General features: G+C 61.7%; 15 protein-coding genes and 1 tRNA gene. 8 read left to right on the top strand and 8 right to left on the bottom strand.

From position 1 onward, the window contains the following. Positions 1-121: 121 nt before the first annotated feature. Positions 122-1,189, bottom strand: a complete 1,068-nt coding sequence (locus C5N93_RS01960) for an AI-2E family transporter (RefSeq protein ID WP_242558064.1) — start codon at positions 1,187-1,189, stop codon at positions 122-124. Next, on the bottom strand, positions 1,176-2,150 hold the full coding sequence (locus C5N93_RS01955; RefSeq protein ID WP_242558063.1) for a LysR family transcriptional regulator: 975 nt from the start codon (positions 2,148-2,150) through the stop codon (positions 1,176-1,178). Before C5N93_RS01955 ends, C5N93_RS01960 begins: the two co-directional genes overlap by 14 nt. A gap of 199 nt (positions 2,151-2,349) precedes the next feature. On the opposite strand from C5N93_RS01955, the gene C5N93_RS01950 reads away from it, so the two are divergent. Together C5N93_RS01950 and C5N93_RS01945 are read left to right on the top strand one after the other, a co-directional pair. Next, positions 2,350-3,132 (top strand): TerC family protein, encoded by a 783-nt coding sequence (locus tag C5N93_RS01950; RefSeq protein WP_150719856.1) that lies wholly within the window; start codon positions 2,350-2,352, stop codon positions 3,130-3,132. A 344-nt stretch (positions 3,133-3,476) separates the two neighbouring features. Continuing rightward, a complete protein-coding gene (locus C5N93_RS01945) occupies positions 3,477-3,845 on the top strand; it encodes a zf-TFIIB domain-containing protein (protein ID WP_242558062.1) in 369 nt (122 codons plus the stop codon). A gap of 69 nt (positions 3,846-3,914) precedes the next feature. Here C5N93_RS01945 and C5N93_RS01940 read toward each other — a convergent pair whose 3' ends face one another. From C5N93_RS01940 to C5N93_RS01915, 6 genes are all read right to left on the bottom strand, one after another. Continuing rightward, positions 3,915-4,394 carry a hypothetical protein gene (locus tag C5N93_RS01940; RefSeq protein ID WP_242558061.1) on the bottom strand — a complete coding sequence of 160 codons (480 nt, stop codon included), beginning with the start codon at positions 4,392-4,394 and terminating at the stop codon, positions 3,915-3,917. Positions 4,395-4,490: 96 nt separating this feature from the next. Continuing rightward, complete coding sequence (locus tag C5N93_RS01935) at positions 4,491-5,306, bottom strand: LuxR family transcriptional regulator (protein ID WP_242558060.1); 816 nt, start codon at positions 5,304-5,306, stop codon at positions 4,491-4,493. Between the two features lie 87 nt (positions 5,307-5,393). Then, a tRNA-Met gene (locus C5N93_RS01930) sits at positions 5,394-5,470 on the bottom strand. Positions 5,471-5,672: 202 nt separating this feature from the next. Beyond that, positions 5,673-7,331: an MFS transporter gene (locus tag C5N93_RS01925; RefSeq protein ID WP_242558059.1), complete on the bottom strand. Its 1,659-nt coding sequence runs from the start codon at positions 7,329-7,331 to the stop codon at positions 5,673-5,675. Between the two features lie 171 nt (positions 7,332-7,502). Further along, the gene (locus tag C5N93_RS01920; protein WP_242558058.1) at positions 7,503-9,113 is read right to left on the bottom strand and encodes a sensor histidine kinase; all 1,611 of its coding nucleotides are present in this window, start codon (positions 9,111-9,113) and stop codon (positions 7,503-7,505) included. Between the two features lie 152 nt (positions 9,114-9,265). Next, positions 9,266-9,955: a response regulator transcription factor gene (locus C5N93_RS01915; RefSeq protein ID WP_044457047.1), complete on the bottom strand. Its 690-nt coding sequence runs from the start codon at positions 9,953-9,955 to the stop codon at positions 9,266-9,268. A gap of 201 nt (positions 9,956-10,156) precedes the next feature. On the opposite strand from C5N93_RS01915, the gene recA reads away from it, so the two are divergent. The 6 genes from recA to C5N93_RS01885 all read left to right on the top strand — a co-directional run bounded on the left by recA (position 10,157) and on the right by C5N93_RS01885 (position 16,072). Then, positions 10,157-11,221 (top strand): recombinase RecA, encoded by a 1,065-nt coding sequence (gene recA, locus C5N93_RS01910; protein ID WP_069342508.1) that lies wholly within the window; start codon positions 10,157-10,159, stop codon positions 11,219-11,221. A gap of 272 nt (positions 11,222-11,493) precedes the next feature. Continuing rightward, positions 11,494-12,039 (top strand): recombination regulator RecX, encoded by a 546-nt coding sequence (gene recX / locus C5N93_RS01905; RefSeq protein ID WP_347403284.1) that lies wholly within the window; start codon positions 11,494-11,496, stop codon positions 12,037-12,039. A 309-nt stretch (positions 12,040-12,348) separates the two neighbouring features. Continuing rightward, positions 12,349-13,035 carry a DUF2889 domain-containing protein gene (locus C5N93_RS01900; RefSeq protein WP_150720018.1) on the top strand — a complete coding sequence of 229 codons (687 nt, stop codon included), beginning with the start codon at positions 12,349-12,351 and terminating at the stop codon, positions 13,033-13,035. Next, complete coding sequence (sucC, locus tag C5N93_RS01895) at positions 13,032-14,198, top strand: ADP-forming succinate--CoA ligase subunit beta (RefSeq protein ID WP_242558057.1); 1,167 nt, start codon at positions 13,032-13,034, stop codon at positions 14,196-14,198. Before C5N93_RS01900 ends, sucC begins: the two co-directional genes overlap by 4 nt. 84 nt (positions 14,199-14,282) lie before the next feature. Continuing rightward, a complete protein-coding gene (gene sucD / locus C5N93_RS01890) occupies positions 14,283-15,164 on the top strand; it encodes a succinate--CoA ligase subunit alpha (RefSeq protein ID WP_069342512.1) in 882 nt (293 codons plus the stop codon). A 179-nt stretch (positions 15,165-15,343) separates the two neighbouring features. Continuing rightward, positions 15,344-16,072: a TerC family protein gene (locus C5N93_RS01885; RefSeq protein ID WP_242558056.1), complete on the top strand. Its 729-nt coding sequence runs from the start codon at positions 15,344-15,346 to the stop codon at positions 16,070-16,072. Positions 16,073-16,223: the final 151 nt, after the last annotated feature.

Here is a 16,223-nt window from a genome sequence, read left to right as displayed (position 1 = left end):
GCGTCGTCCAGTTTCCGGTGCGGTGCAGCCGATGCAGCCAGTACGGCCAATGCGGCCAGTGTGGCCAGTGTGGCCAGTGTGGCCAGTGTGGCCAGTGTGGCCAGTGAGGTATGACGTCGGCTCAGCCCGCGTCGGCGTCGTCGTCATCTCGCAGTCGGGTGTAGATGTTCCAGCTGGCGATGAACAGGGCGGCGACGAGCGGTCCGATCACGAAGCCGGTCAGGCCGATGAGCGACATGCCGCCGAGGGTGGAGATCAGCACGACCCAGTCGGGCAGCTTGGTGTCCTTGCCCACGAGGATCGGGCGCAGCACGTTGTCCACCAGACTTACGATGGTGCCGCAGAAGGCGAACAGAATGACCGCCTTCCAGATCGCTCCCGAGAGCAGCAGCCAGATGCCCACGGGCACCCAGACCACTGCCGCGCCGACCGCGGGCAGCAGCGACAGGAAGGCCATTACTACGGCCGCCAGCACGAATCCCTGAATGCCGAGCACCGCGAAGATGAAGCCGCCGAGCACCCCTTGCGCCACGGCCACGGCGATGTTGCCCTTGACCGTCGCGCGCACGACCGTGGTGAACTGGCGGATCAACTGACTCTTGTGACGTTCGTCGAGCGGCAGCGCGCGACGTACCATCGCGCCGAGAGCGGTGCCGTCGCGCAACAGGAAAAACAGCAGATAGAGCATCACGCCGAAGCTCACGAGCAACTGCGCCGTATTCTGGCCGATGCTCACGAGGTAGACGGCGACGAGGCGTCCAATCTGCGCGGCGCCGTCGGCGAGCTTCTGCTGAATGGCGTTGACGTCCTGTACGCCGGCCAGGTCCATGATCCGGTGAACGCCGGCGGGCAGGCGGTCGAGCAATTGCTGGAAGTCGACCGTCAGTTGCGGCAGATCGGTGCGAAAGCGCAGGAGTGCGGTACTGATTTCCTGCGTCATCATGCCCACGACCAGCGTGAGCGGCAGAATCACGATTACCAGAATCAGGGCCAGCGTAGTGAGTGCGGCGAGGTTGGGACGTCCGCGCATGCGCGCCAGCATGCGGCGCTGCACCGGCTGGAACAGCACGGCGAGGATCGTTCCCCAGAAGACGGCGCCGAACAGGGGAAACAGAATCCAGCCGAACGCGACTGTCACCACGAACAACATCAGGTGGAAAAACTTGCGTTGGTCGCTACGACTCGACATGAGGCTTCCTTGCAGATGACGACGGACCGGGTGGCACGTCACTCGTTCTTATAGCAGAACCGGACGTCGGTTCCCCGACGGCGCTCTGAGCGTGATGGATGATGCGCGCTACGAGCGGGTGTCCTTCGCCACGTCGCGAGCGAATGGCGTGGATGTCTTCGTGCACGCCGTCGGGGCGTCCCAGCCAGCGCAGCCCGCGCAACACCGAGACATCTCCCGCACCGGCTTCACTGAGCGGAAACACGCCCAGACCGCGGGTGGCGAACACGGCCATCAATGCGCTGTCTTCGAATTCGCCGACGATATTCGGGCGAATGCCCTGCACCTCGAACCACTGATCGAGCCGGGCGCGCAGGGCGGAGTGTCCCGTCGGCAATAATACGGGCAGTGCCGTCAGACATTGCGGAAAGGTGTCACGCGAGGTGTTACGCACGATCGACGCCGGTCCGTACCAGTCGACGGGCGAATCGACCAGCCGCTCACTCGCCAGTCGCAGGGTCGGGTTGTATGGCGCGGGCTGACTCGCCAGGACGAGGTCGAGTTTGTGCAGGGCGAGTTCGGCGAGCAGTTGCTCGTGCTCGCCTTCGTGGCAAACGAGTCGCAGCGAGGGCGTGTCGAGCACCGGTGCGAGAATGGCGTGAGCGGCGAGTTTCGAGATGCCGTCGGCGAGACCTACCGACAGGCGCGCCACCCGGCCGCTTGCCGCTTCGCGGACTTCGTCGGGAATCGACTGGCCGAGGCGGAAGATTTCTTCGGCGCGGCGAAAGGCGGCCTGACCGGGCTCGGTCATGGTCACACCGCGCCCGAGGGGTTTGAGCAGTTGGTGGCCGAGCGACTTTTCCAGTTCGCGGACTTGCGCGCTGATCGTCTGCACGGCCATGTCGAGGCGCTCGGCGGCGCGGGCGAAGCCGCCTTCCTTGACGACCACCCAGAAGTAGTAAAGATGGCGGTAATTGAGCATAGTTGGAGTGCTTCGGAAAAACCGAACTGAAGTGAAGTATATAGCTGGTTTTTGCGAAGCATGAGTTCGACGATGATGCTGTCCTGAGCCCGCACCCTGGATTCACGTCAGGTGGGGGATATGAAGGGAGGTCCGCAGCCCATTGAATGGCGAGGCTGACGGATGCACCAATAACCATACGGAAAACTCTGGCGCATATATGGACTATCTACTTGCTTTGGCGGCTGACCCGGCGGTGTGGGCGGCGCTTGTCACGCTGGTGGTCATGGAGGTCGTGCTCGGCATCGACAACCTGATCTTCATCTCGATCCTCACGAACAAACTGCCGTTGTCGATGCGTGCGCGCACGCAGAAGATGGGTATCGCGCTGGCATTGATCATGCGGCTGGCCTTGCTGGGCACGGTGGCCTGGATCGCCAAGCTCACGGCGCCGCTGTTCGAGATGTTCGGACACGGATTCTCGTGGCGCGACCTGATCCTGATCGCCGGCGGCCTCTTCCTTGTGTGGAAGGCGACGAAGGAGATGCATCACCACGTGGCGCTGGGCAGCGGTGACGACGACGCGCATGGCGAGGGCGGCTCAGGGGCGGGCGCGCTTGCCACGATCACGGCGCGTGCGGCTGTGCTGCAAATCATCATGCTGGATATCGTGTTCTCGATCGACAGTATCGTGACGGCCGTGGGCATGACCGAACACATCCCGATCATGTTCATTGCGGTGATTGCGGCAGTCACAGCGATGCTGTTCATGGCGGGGCCGCTCTCGCGCTTCATCGCGGCGAACCCGACGGTGGTCATGCTCGCACTCGGTTTCCTGCTGGTGATCGGGATGACGCTGATCGCAGAAGGCTTCGGCTCGCACATCCCGAAGGGTTACATCTACGCGGCCATGGCGTTCTCGGCCTTCGTCGAAGGGTTGAACATGCTCACGCGCCGGGCGAAGGCACGTCGTGACGCGGAGAAGGCGCGGGTGGTGCACTAAGTCATGCGCTAGGTCCGGTGCCTCCGGGCACCGAGAAGCGGTCGAAGTCGATGGATGCGGTCAGTTAGTGATCGCGCAGGGAATCAGCGGTGCCGGCAAACGTCGGCACCGCTTTTTTACGTCCAGAGGAAAGACGCGCTCAGTGCCGCCCTCGCGCATTCAGGAGGTTCGCGCACGCACGTTGTGCGCACGGTCGCACGCCAGCAAACGGTGCAGTCGGCGCATGTCGTCCCATGGAAGACGGTTCGAAATTACCGAAGTTAAGTGAATGAAAATACAGGTTTTTCCGTCGCCACATGCCCGATACATTGAAGGCGTTGTCTTTTACGTGACGGAGCGAAACGATGAAATGTCCTGTGTGCGGTACCCCGGATCTGCTGATGACGGAGCGTCAGGGAGTGGAGATCGATTACTGTCCGAGCTGTCGCGGTGTGTGGCTCGATCGGGGTGAGCTGGACAAGTTGATCGAGCGCACGGATGGCGGGGCGGGAGCATCGGCCCAGGCGGCGCGCGGTGACCATGACCGGAGCCGTCGCGAGTCCGACGGGCGCTCGAACGGCCACGCGAATGCGCAGGAGTATCGCGATGACGATCGCGAGTATCGGGAGGGCCGCGACAATCGTGAGCGCCACCATGGCTACGACGACCGTCGCCGCTATCACGACCGCCCGCGCAAAAAGAAATCGCTGTTTGAGATGTTCGACTTCGATTGATCGGGCGATGTCTTCAACGAAGAACGGCTTCCGATGCGGGAAGCCGTTCTCGATGGAGCCTCGATCCGATCAGTACACGTGGTCGGCCTTGACGGCTTTGACCTTGCTGATGAACTTCCAGGGAACCGAGCAGGCGAGAAACATGAGCGCCGCAGGAATCAGTCCCAATGCGCTACCGCTGGCGAGTGTGACGAGCAGTGCAACGATGCCGATGACGCCCGGGATCGCCAACTGCAAATAGAACTGTCCAAGACCGGGGCGGAACGTTTGTCCGTCAGCCTGTGTGATGCCGATGATGATGTCTTTGGAAAACCAGCGATCGACAGTTAGCTTGATCGACCCGCGATTGATTTGGCCGTGCAGAACACGGTCGAAATTCATATCGATGCGAACGTTGTTGACCTGCTGATTGCCGATTTTCAGGTAGGTATATTTCTTCCACCGTCCGTCGGCGCTGCTTACACCGCCTTCCAGCAACTCCCCTTCATAAACCTGCATGCGTGCCCCCCGTGATGTGTTGCGCTGACGATGGGGGAAATCACTTTCCATGCGGATGCTTCCAATGGATGCTCCCCCTCTGCGTGAGGCGCATGGTTACTTATCGACGCCGTGGAGGATAGCTGGAAGTTCTTACAGGTTTTGTCGTCAGGGTGCGATCAGTCCAAGGCTGATCGCCTTGGCCACGGCCTGACGCCGGTTCGTCGCATTCAGTTTGTTCTTGGCATTGGTCAGGTGAAAAACCACCGTCGATTCCGAAATGGACAGGATGCTGCCGATTTCCCACGAGGTCTTGCCGCGCGAGGACCAGAGCAGGCATTCTTTCTCCCGTCGGGTCAGCGCCCGGATCGACAACTCGCTCGGCTTGCCCAGACGTCTTGCGGCCTCGTTCATGTAGAAGGCGGCCAACTGGACCTGACCGACAAAGGCGGACGTATGCGAGCGGTCGTGTTCGTGTGCCGTGTCGGACGCTACGCTGAACAATGACCATTCGCCATTGGCGCCGTGAATCGGGATGGTGATGCCTTTGGCCAGCCCGTGCTCGCGGGCCTCGTCGAAAACGATATTGCGTTCTTCGGAAAACCGATGCCAATAAATCGGCAGCGTCGATTGTGTTGCCTGCCGCACGATCGGGTCGTGGTGAATGTGATCCGCTTGCTGATACCGCATGAGCCACGATTCCGGGTAGGTCGTGTAAATGCTTCGGGTCGGCAAATGTTCTGGCGCGACCTGACCGTGATCGCGAAAGAATTTCCTGGCGCCGCCGCTATCGACCAATGGGGAAAAGAACAGGCTGGGGAAACCGAACTCGTCTGCCAGTTTCACCACGCCGTTGTGCAAATCTTCGCGAGAGGAGGCCGTCAGAAGGCCCTCAAAAAGATAGAGGTCGTGTTTCATTTGGAGATTGGCATGCAGTTCTGAGTAATGTACGACAAAAGCGCGCCGTACTTGTGAACTGGCCAAAGCCCGCCCGGACCGTCAACGGGGGGAACAATGCCAAAGGATGGACGAAAAAAAACGGCTTCCATCGCTGGAAGCCGTTCTCAAATTTGGTGGCGAATCAGGGACTCGAACCCCGGACCTGCGGATTATGATTCCGTCGCTCTAACCGACTGAGCTAATTCGCCGTAGAAGAAAGATTATAGGTAGACCCCTATAGGCTGTCAACAGGTATTTTGCAAAATCATGAAAATAGCGCGGTCGACGTCGGGCCGGGTCTGAAGTGGTCGATCGAGAGCCGCCTCACAAACGACAACGCCGGGACCCGAAAGCCCCGGCGTTGCGATTCATATCGACTGGCCCCCCGTAACGAGGCCGGTCACGCCTTCGTCAGTCGTTGGCGTAGATGTCGACGTCCTTCGTCTCCTTGATGAAGAGCATACCGATCACGAAGGTAATCAGCGCGATCACGATCGGGTACCAGAGGCCGGAGTAGATGTCGCCCTTGGCCGCCACGATGGCGAAGGCCGTGGCCGGCAGGAAGCCGCCGAACCAGCCGTTACCGATGTGATACGGCAGCGACATCGAGGTGTAGCGAATGCGGGTCGGGAACATCTCCACCAACATGGCCGCGATCGGACCGTACACCATCGTCACGAAGATCACGAGGATCGCCAGCAGGATCACGACCATCGGCTTGTTCATCTGCGCCGGGTCGGCCTTCGGCGGGTAACCGTCTGCCTTGAGCGTGGCCGACATATCCGCTTCGAATGCCTTGGTCTTGTCCTTCGCGTCCGCCGCCTTGCCGTCGACCGACTGGATCACCTTGTCGCCGATCTTCACCGTCGCCATCGTGCCCGCCGGTGCCGCTTCGTTCTGATAGTTCAGACCGGCGCGCGACAGGAAGCTCTTGGCGATATCGCACGAGCTGGTGAACTTCGACGTACCCACCGGGTTGAACTGGAACGAGCACTCCTTCGGATCGGCGATGACCGTGATCGGCGAGCGCGCCGTTGCAGCTTCCAGCGCCGGGTTGGCGTAGTGCGTCAGCGCCTTGAAGATCGGGAAGTACAGCAGCGCGGCCAGCAGGCAACCCGCCATGATGATCGGCTTGCGACCGATCTTGTCCGACAGGGCACCGAAGAACACGAAGAACGGGCTGCCGATCAACAGACCCAGCGCCACCATGATGTTGGCGGTGTTGCCGTCGACCTTGAGCACCTGTGTCATGAAGAACAGCGAGTAGAACTGCCCCGTGTACCAAACGACGGCCTGACCTGCCGTGAGACCGACCAGCGCCAGAATCACGATCTTCAGGTTCTTCCATTCCCCGAACGATTCCTTGAGCGGTGCCTTCGAGCCCTTGCCTTCCGCCTTCATGCGCTGGAATGCCGGCGATTCGCTAAGTTGCAGACGAATCCACAGCGAGATCAGCAGCAGCACGATCGACAGCACGAACGGAATGCGCCAGCCCCAGTCACCGAACGCCTCTTCACCCATCACCATGCGGGTGCCGAGAATCACGAGCAGCGAGAGGAAGAGACCCAGCGTGGCGGTCGTCTGAATCCACGACGTGTAGAAGCCGCGACGGCCGTGCGGTGCGTGCTCGGCCACGTACGTGGCTGCACCACCGTATTCGCCGCCCAGCGCCAGACCCTGAAGCAGGCGCATGGCGATGAAGATCACCGGTGCCGCGATACCCCAAGACGCATAGCCGGGCAACAGACCGACGACCAGCGTGGACAGACCCATCAGCGTGATGGTCACGAGGAACGTGTACTTACGACCGACGAGGTCGCCGATACGACCGAACACGATGGCGCCGAACGGACGCACCGCGAAGCCGGCCGCGAACGACAGCAGTGTGAAGATGAAGGCTGCCGTCGGATTGATCCCCGAGAAGAAGTGACGGCTGATGAAAGCGGCCAACGAACCGGCCAGGTAAAAGTCGTACCACTCGAACACCGTGCCCAGCGACGACGCGAAGATGACCTTCCGCTCTTCCTTGGTCATCGGTGCATGGGTGGTGGCTGTCGTTGCAGTAGCCATGCGGTTGTCTCCTGTAATGTAAGCACGCCCCTGGGACGCACCCGGGCCGTTGCAACTGATTATTGGAGGACAACCTTACCGCCGTCTGACGCCAAACTGACTCGAACCTTACGTGGCTAGGGACTTACCCTCGACTTTGGCCCGAAATTGGCCGTATTTCGCGCATTTGCGTCACGCATGAGGGTTTTCGATAGGCAACTCGGCGAGCGGAAACGTCACCCGGATCAACGTGCCGGTTGCTTCGGGGTGCTGTGCATCGACGTGGTCGAGCACGCTGACGTCGCCGCGATGGATCTGCACGATCTCGCGCACGATGGCGAGGCCCAGACCGCTGCCGTCGCTGTCGCTGCCGAGAATGCGGTAGAAGCGCTCGAACACGCGCGGCCGCTCCGACGCGGGAATGCCCGGCCCGGTGTCTTCGACTTCGAGATGCACGAAGCCGTCCGACGCTTCATGACGCAGGCGCACCGTGACTTTGCCCCCGGCCGGCGTGTAACGGATCGCGTTGTCGATGAGGTTGTTGAGCAACTCGCGCAGCATCACCGGCTGACCGGACAGATGCACAGGAAACGGCGGCTCCTCGAAGCCGAGATCGATTCGTTTGGCGAACGCGGCCTGGAACCAGTCCTGCATGGCGCTACGCGCGAGCAGGCTGAGGTTGACGGGGGTGAATGCGGCAGCGTCGTTCGCACTGTTCTCGGCGCGCGCCAATGCGAGCAACTGGTTGACGAGGCGTGCGGCCTGCTCGGAGCTGACCGCGATCTGCGAGAGCGAACGCCGTAGTTCGTCGGGGGATGTCTGGCGCAAAGCGAGCTCTGCCTGCATACGCAATCCGGCAAGCGGTGTCTTGAGCTGATGGGCGGCGTCTGCAATGAAGCGTTGCTGAAGTTTCATGTTCTGTTCGAGACGTCCGAGCAGATCGTTCAGCGAGTTGACGAGCGGCGCGATCTCCGGCGGCGCCTGACGCGCTTCGAGTGGCGACAGATCGTCCGGCCGGCGCGCACGAATATGTTCCTGCAACGCATGCAGCGGTGCGAGGCCGCGCGACAGCCCGAACCAGACGAGCACGATGGCCAGCGGCAGAATCACGAACTGCGGCAGGATCACGCCCTTGATGATCTCGTTGGCCAGTTGGCTGCGTTTGTCGAGTGTCTCGGCGACCTGCACGAGCGCCATGCTGCCGGGCGGTTCCATGCGCGGCAGGTCAACGTACGTGAACGCAACGCGAATGTCGTTGCCGCCGACCGTTTCGTCCCGGAACTGGACGACGCCGGGCTGCGGCCGGTCATCTTCATGGGGCAGCGGCAGCTCGGCCGTGCCGCCGACGAGTTCTCCCTTCGCACCAAGGACCTGGAAGTAAATGTTGTCGGTGGCGTCGGCGCGCAGCAGATCGCGTGCCGGCATCGGCAGGGTGAGCGTGACCTGTCCGCGATCCGAATGGACTTGCTGGGCGAGCACGTAAGTATTGGTTTCCAGCGCCCGGTCGAACGGGCCGTTGGCAATCGACTTCGCAACGAGGTACGTCACGGCAATGCTCATCGGCCAGAGCAGGAGCAGCGGCGCGAGCATCCAGTCGAGAATCTCGCCGAACAGCGAGCGCGGCGGCGGCTCGGCCTCGCGCTCCAGCGGCGCGCCGAAACCCGGGCGCACGAAAGGATCGGCGTAGGGATCGAACGGATCGGTGGCGTCTGCGGCGTGCGGGGGCGGCCCGGCATGTCCGTGGTGAGCCGCGTCCGGATCCGCAGGCGTGGCGCGATGGGGGTGACGAAAGCTCAGACGCATCGGGCGGATAGGCTAAAGAGACTGAGGCGGCGGGCTTGCCGGGTCGACTGGGCGTGCCCGGTATCACGCGTCGGTTCGGGCGTGACCGGCTTCACGCATCGGTGAAGACCGCAAGGGCGGCCGGCCTCGCGTGTGTGCCCGACGTCCTTTTGTCAGGCGGCGTTCGCAGGTGTTGCCGCAGGCTTTTCCAGACAATACCCCAGTCCGCGAATCGTGGCGATGCGCACGCCGCTCGGCTCGATCTTCTTGCGCAGCCGGTGCATGTATACCTCGATGGCGTTGTTGCTGACTTCTTCGCCCCAGCCGCACAGGTGGTCGACGAGCTGTTCCTTGGAGACGAGGCGCCCGGTGCGCAGGAGCAGCACTTCGAGCAATTCGAGTTCGCGGGCGGACAGGTCGAGCATCTGCTCATGAATATAGGCGGTGCGCCCGACCTGATCGAAGCTGAGCGGGCCGTGGCGGATGACCGTCGAGCCGCCGCCGGCGCCGCGCCGGGTCAGGGCCCGCACGCGCGCTTCGAGTTCGGCGAGCGCGAAAGGCTTGGCCATGTAGTCGTCTGCACCGAGATCGAGGCCCTTCACGCGGGCGTCGACGCTGTCGGATGCCGTCAGGATCAGCACGGGCAGATGGGAATTGCGGGCGCGCAACCGGCGCAGGACTTCGTGGCCGGGCAGGCGGGGCAGACCGAGATCGAGAATCAGCAGGTCGAACGTCTGGGCGGAGAGCGCGGAGTCGGCTTCGAGCCCCGTCTTGACGTGATCGACGGCGTAGCCCCCCTGACGCAACGAGCGGGTCAGGGCGTCGGCCAGAATGCTGTCATCCTCTGCGATGAGAATTCGCATGGGCGTGATAGGCTTGTGTAGGCACCGTCGCCTGACGGCAGCGGTGTGTCTCCTGTGATGTTGCGGCGCGTGGTTCGCGGCTTTTTTGTCGTTTCGGCGCTTTCGGACAACAGGCACTTGCAAAGAGCACTGGTTTTTTATACAGTACCGGCAGTCACGCCTCACTCGAGCCGTCTCGCTCATCATATCAAAGGACGATTCATGGAAGAAAGCAAGAAAGGGTCTGCCAATCTGTCGGCCGAGAAAGGCAAGGCGCTCGCCGCCGCCCTCGCGCAGATCGAGAAGCAATTCGGCAAGGGCTCGATCATGCGTCTGGGCGACGGCGAGGTCGAAGCGGACATCCAGGTCGTCTCCACGGGCTCGCTGGGTCTGGACATCGCGCTTGGCGTCGGTGGCCTGCCGCGCGGTCGTGTGATCGAGATCTACGGTCCGGAATCGTCGGGTAAGACCACGCTCACGCTGCAAGTCGTGGCGGAGATGCAAAAGATCGGTGGCACCTGCGCGTTCATCGACGCAGAGCATGCCCTCGACGTCGGTTACGCCAACAAGCTGGGCGTCTCGGTGCCGGAACTGCTGATCTCGCAGCCGGACACGGGCGAACAGGCACTGGAAATCGCCGATGCGCTGGTGCGCTCGGGTTCGATCGACCTGATCATTATCGACTCGGTCGCGGCGCTGGTGCCGAAGGCTGAAATCGAAGGCGAAATGGGCGACTCGCTGCCGGGTCTCCAGGCACGTCTGATGTCGCAGGCGCTGCGTAAGCTGACCGGCACGATCAAGCGTACGAACTGCACGGTGATCTTCATCAACCAGATTCGTATGAAGATCGGTGTGATGTTCGGCAATCCGGAAACGACGACTGGCGGTAACGCGCTGAAGTTCTACTCGTCGGTGCGTCTGGACATCCGTCGTATCGGTTCGATCAAGAAGGGCGACGAGGTGGTCGGTAACGAAACCCGCGTCAAGGTCGTGAAGAACAAGGTATCGCCGCCGTTCCGCGAAGCGATTTTCGACATCCTCTACGGTCAGGGCATTTCGCGCGAAGGCGAAATCATCGATCTGGGTGTCAATGCGAAGATCGTCGAGAAGGCCGGCGCCTGGTACAGCTACAACGGCGAGAAGATCGGTCAGGGCAAGGACAACGCGCGCGAATTCCTGCGTGAGAATCCAGACATCGCCCACGAGATCGAGAACAAGGTACGTGCATCGCTGGGGGTTACGGCGATCAACGAAACCGGTGAGATCGAAGAAGAAGACGAGGCTTAAGCGCTTGTTGAGCGCCTGAGTTGTCGCAGCGGCAGCGCGAAGCCAGACGGCGTCGCGCTGCCGTTTTTGTTTTCTCTCGGTAGTTCTTCTATCTGTACCGGTTCTCGCGCACTTTTCGTTTTCATTTGACGTCTTTGGGCGTTGTTTGACCGTGGTTTGCCGGTCATCCGCGTGTCTCACGTGTTGTCCGCTGACTCTCCGACTTGCTTCCAGGCTCGCCCTTGGTGCCGGTGTCTCTCATGCCCTGCCGCCGATGGCGTTACGATGACTCCATGATCCACCGTCGTCCTCCCCGAGATCCGAACGCACCGCCGCCCCCGCCGGGGGATGAGGCCGTTTCGGCCAAGCCGTCGCGCAAGCCCGTGCTCAGTCTGAAAGGACGTGCGCTGTCGTATCTCGCGCGTCGTGAGTACAGCCGGGCGGAGTTGCGTCGCAAGCTCATGCCCTACGCCGATGCCGAGGACCCCGAAGCACTCGATCGCCTGCTCGACAGCCTGGAGCAGGAACGCTGGCTATCCAACGAGCGCTTTGCCGAGAGCGTAGTGAACCGGCGTGCGTCGCGCATGGGGACTACGCGGATCATCGGTGAGCTCAAGCAGCATCAGGTCGACGCGGAGACCGTTGCCGCCATTTCGGAGCAATTGCGCGAAACCGAGATGACGCGAGCCCGTGCCGTCTGGCAGAAGAAGTTCGGGGAAGTCGCCGCCACGCCGGAGGCCCGCGCCAAGCAGATGCGCTTTCTTGCAGCGCGCGGCTTTTCTCGTACCGTTATCAGCAAAATCGTAAGAGGCGCCGACGAGTTTCTGGACGATGTCTGAGGTGCGCCTCATCGCATTCCTCATGGATGAGGGCGCATTCATCGTCAGCAGATGAATGACACGCTGCATCGTGTCATCCGCTTCAACGCGGGCATGACACGTCGATGAATCTCATGTGACGCGTCATTACTCGGTTATCGCGTTATGGCGTCGCACCATGCGCGCGGCAATCGGGCGACATTGATTTCCCGACCGTTGGGTCGGGTTATTCGCCCTTATGCGGTGGGCTTCTGCTGCGCTGCGGCAGACGGTGCTGTCGCCTATGCTAGAATCAAGATCTTTCTGCGTTCATGCATTGCACACTTCCGCATGCCGCTCTCCGCGCCTGCCTCTCGTACCTTGCGTCACCGTCGCACGATCGCTGTTGAAGCGTTTTCGCGCGACGATGGCCTATGGGACATCGAAGCCCGTCTCACCGATCATAAGGATCGGGATTTTGCATTGGCGACGGGCCTTCGCAAGGAAGGCACGCCGATTCACGAGCTCTGGCTGCGGTTGACGATCGATGAGTCCTTCGAGGTGCATGACGCCGAGGCCGTTTCCGATTGGGTGCCTTATCCGGGCATTTGCGACCAGATCGGCCCCGAATATCGTCAGTTGATCGGTCTTAACCTGCGACAGGGCTTCCGGCGCGGGGTTCGCGAGCGCCTTGGCGGCGCGGCGGGCTGTACCCATCTGACCGAACTTTGCAGTGTCCTGCCCACGGCAGCGATTCAGGCCTTTGCCGGGGTGGTGATCCACACGCCCGATACGGCACTCAAGGCCGCCAATGACGCCAACGATTCGGCGCCACCTTTCCAACTCGGACATTGTCACGCCTTGCGGTTCGATGGCGAGGCGGTGCGCCGGTTTTACCCGCGCTGGTTCAACGGCCGCGCAAACGATCGAGCGAACGAGCCCACGACGCCCGTCACATCAGAAGCGGTGCGCGATGAGGCCTCGACTCGCAAGCTCGAACCCAAACTTCCAACTCAGCAAGAAGGGAATCACGCATGAAGATTCATGAGTATCAAGGCAAGGAAATCCTCCGAAAATTCGGAGTCGCGGTGCCCCGCGGCATTCCGGCGTTTTCCGTGGACGAGGCCGTGAAGGCAGCCGAAGAACTCGGCGGTCCGGTTTGGGTGGTTAAGGCCCAGATTCACGCAGGCGGTCGCGGTAAGGGCGGCGGCGTGAAGGTTGCCAAGACGATCGAGCAAGTGCGCGAATACGCCAGCCAGATCCTCGGCATGCAACTGGTCACGCACCAGACCGGTCCGGAAGGTCAGAAGGTCAATCGCCTGCTGATCGAAGAAGGCGCCGACATCAACAACGAACTGTACGTCAGCCTGGTGGTTGACCGCGTCACGCAGAAGATCGTGATGATGGGTTCGAGCGAAGGCGGCATGGACATCGAAGAAGTCGCCGAAAAGCATCCGGAACTGATCCATCACGTCGTGATCGATCCGTCGGTTGGCCTGACCGACGCACAAGCCGATGACTTCGCCAAGAAGATCAGCGTGCCCGACGCTTCGGTGGCGCAAGCCCGCACGATCCTGCAAGGTCTGTACAAGGCCTTCTGGGAAACGGACGCTTCGCTGGCCGAAATCAACCCGCTGAACGTGAGCAAGAACGGCACGGTCACGGCGCTGGACGCCAAGTTCAACTTTGACTCGAACGCCCTGTACCGTCATCCGGAAATCGTGGCTTACCGCGATCTGGACGAAGAAGATCCGGCGGAAGTCGAAGCCTCGAAGTTCGATCTGGCTTACATCTCGCTCGACGGCAACATCGGCTGTCTGGTGAACGGTGCCGGTCTGGCCATGGCCACGATGGACACCATCAAGCTGTTCGGCGGCGAGCCGGCCAACTTCCTGGACGTGGGCGGTGGCGCCACGGCAGAGAAGGTGACCGAAGCGTTCAAGATCATGCTGAAGAACCCGAACCTGACGGCCATTCTGGTCAACATCTTCGGCGGCATCATGCGCTGCGACGTGATCGCAGAAGGCGTGATCACGGCATCGAAGGCCGTGTCGCTGAAGGTGCCGCTCGTCGTGCGCATGAAGGGTACGAACGAAGACCTGGGCAAGAAGATGCTCGCCGAGTCCGGCCTGCCGATCATTTCTGCTGACAGCATGGAAGAAGCTGCCCAGAAGGTTGTCGCGGCCGCCGCAGGCAAGTAACCAGAACAGTCGAAGCCGTCGCGGCGCGCCACTCCGAGAGGGGCAGTGCGCACCGCCAGGCAACAGGACGAAGGAAATCAAGCAATGTCGATTCTGATCAACAAAGACACCAAGGTCATCACCCAGGGTATCACTGGCAAGACCGGCCAGTTCCATACCCGCATGTGCCGCGAATACGCGAATGGCAAGAACGCGTTCGTCGCTGGCGTGAACCCGAAGAAGGCCGGCGAAGACTTCGAAGGCATTCCGATCTACGGTTCGGTGAAGGACGCCAAGGAACAAACCGGCGCTACCGTGTCGGTGATCTACGTGCCGCCCGCAGGCGCTGCTGCCGCAATCTGGGAAGCTGTCGAAGCCGACCTGGATCTGGCGATCTGTATCACGGAAGGTATTCCGGTCCGTGACATGATCGAAGTGAAGGACCGTATGCGTCGCGAAGGTCGCAAGACCTTGCTGCTCGGCCCGAACTGCCCGGGCGTGATCACGCCGGACGAACTGAAGATCGGCATCATGCCGGGTCACATCCACAAGAAGGGTCGCATCGGCGTGGTGTCGCGCTCGGGTACCCTGACGTACGAAGCCGTGGGTCAACTGACCGCCCTGGGTCTGGGCCAGTCGAGCGCCGTCGGTATCGGTGGCGACCCGATCAACGGTCTGAAGCACATCGACGTCATGCAGATGTTCAACGACGATCCGGAAACGGACGCCGTGATCATGATCGGTGAAATCGGCGGTCCGGACGAAGCCGCTGCCGCCGAGTGGATCAAGGGCAACATGAAGAAGCCGGTCGTCGGCTTCATCGCAGGCGTGACGGCGCCTCCGGGCAAGCGCATGGGCCACGCCGGCGCGCTGATCTCGGGCGGTGCCGATACGGCCGAAGCCAAGCTGGCCATCATGGATGCCTGCGGCATCAAGGTGACCAAGAACCCGTCGGAAATGGGCCGCCTGCTCAAGTCGGTGCTGTAATTCCCGCCGGACGATCGTGTTATCGCCGCCGGAACCGGCGGCGGTGTCAGCGGTCATGAAAGAGGGAGCCCAGGGCATCGGGCTCCCTCTTTTGCTATTGCGTTTGCGCAATCCTTTGCTGTATTCGTCTTACCCGACGCCGTCGTTTCGTCTCCATCGTTCCCAAGGATATTTGCGCCATGCTTGCGTTTTTTGCCGAGCTGAACTGGGCCGCCGTGGCACAGATCATCATGATCGACATCCTGCTGGGTGGCGACAATGCCGTGGTGATCGCGCTCGCCTGCCGCAATTTGCCGGCCAAGCAACGCCTGCAGGGCATTGTGTGGGGGACGGCCGGGGCCATCGTGCTGCGCGTGATTCTGATCGCATTCGCCGTGACGCTGCTCGCCGTGCCGTATCTGAAGGCCGTGGGCGGGTTGCTGCTGCTCTGGATCGGTACCAAGCTGCTGGTGCCTGACCATGACGCGCACGACAGCGTGAAGCCGGCGGACAAACTCTGGACGGCGGTCAAAACCATCATCGTTGCCGATCTCGTGATGAGTATCGACAACGTGATTGCGATTGCCGGGGCAGCCGAAGGCGCCGCAGAACATCATCAGTTGCCGCTCGTCATTTTCGGTCTGCTGGTGAGCATTCCGCTGATCGTCTGGGGCTCGCAGCTCGTGCTCAAGGCCCTCGACCGGTTCCCGGTCATCGTGATGGCGGGCGCTGCGCTGCTCGGCTGGATTGCCGGGGGGCTGATCGTGTCGGATCCGGGCGTCGGCCATCTGCTGCACCTGCCGGGCAATGCTGCCCAATACACGCACTACGTGGCGTCCGCGATCGGCGCGCTGCTGGTTCTCGCCGTGGGACTGGTGCTCAAGCGTCGAAGCGAGGCACGTCAAACGCGTGCAACCTCTTCGAAATAAACGGGTCCATTGCGGGGCCGGACATCCCGGTGCGGGATGTCTTGCTCCGATGTCCGCACGTCATGGCGGACCAGGACACATCGCGAGCGCTGCGATCGACCTTCTCAATCGATGAATCGTCCAGCTTCGGCTCGGACGATTCCGACGGCCC

Source organism: Pandoraea sp. LA3 (assembly GCF_022696215.1).
Taxonomy (GTDB): domain Bacteria; phylum Pseudomonadota; class Gammaproteobacteria; order Burkholderiales; family Burkholderiaceae; genus Pandoraea; species Pandoraea capi.
Note: the sequence above shows the minus strand (reverse complement) of the source record. Positions and strands in the feature narration are given on the sequence as shown.

Coding starts and splice junctions, on each gene's coding strand:
- sucD (WP_069342512.1), top strand. CDS start 14,283: ATGTCGATTCTGATCAACAAAGACACCAAGGTCATCACCCAGGGTATC.
- C5N93_RS01950 (WP_150719856.1), top strand. CDS start 2,350: ATGGACTATCTACTTGCTTTGGCGGCTGACCCGGCGGTGTGGGCGGCG.
- recX (WP_347403284.1), top strand. CDS start 11,494: ATGATCCACCGTCGTCCTCCCCGAGATCCGAACGCACCGCCGCCCCCG.
- C5N93_RS01940 (WP_242558061.1), bottom strand. CDS start 4,394: ATGGAAAGTGATTTCCCCCATCGTCAGCGCAACACATCACGGGGGGCA.
- C5N93_RS01900 (WP_150720018.1), top strand. CDS start 12,349: ATGCCGCTCTCCGCGCCTGCCTCTCGTACCTTGCGTCACCGTCGCACG.
- C5N93_RS01915 (WP_044457047.1), bottom strand. CDS start 9,955: ATGCGAATTCTCATCGCAGAGGATGACAGCATTCTGGCCGACGCCCTG.
- C5N93_RS01955 (WP_242558063.1), bottom strand. CDS start 2,150: ATGCTCAATTACCGCCATCTTTACTACTTCTGGGTGGTCGTCAAGGAA.
- C5N93_RS01925 (WP_242558059.1), bottom strand. CDS start 7,331: ATGGCTACTGCAACGACAGCCACCACCCATGCACCGATGACCAAGGAA.
- C5N93_RS01885 (WP_242558056.1), top strand. CDS start 15,344: ATGCTTGCGTTTTTTGCCGAGCTGAACTGGGCCGCCGTGGCACAGATC.
- C5N93_RS01945 (WP_242558062.1), top strand. CDS start 3,477: ATGAAATGTCCTGTGTGCGGTACCCCGGATCTGCTGATGACGGAGCGT.
- C5N93_RS01920 (WP_242558058.1), bottom strand. CDS start 9,113: ATGCGTCTGAGCTTTCGTCACCCCCATCGCGCCACGCCTGCGGATCCG.
- C5N93_RS01960 (WP_242558064.1), bottom strand. CDS start 1,189: ATGTCGAGTCGTAGCGACCAACGCAAGTTTTTCCACCTGATGTTGTTC.
- sucC (WP_242558057.1), top strand. CDS start 13,032: ATGAAGATTCATGAGTATCAAGGCAAGGAAATCCTCCGAAAATTCGGA.
- recA (WP_069342508.1), top strand. CDS start 10,157: ATGGAAGAAAGCAAGAAAGGGTCTGCCAATCTGTCGGCCGAGAAAGGC.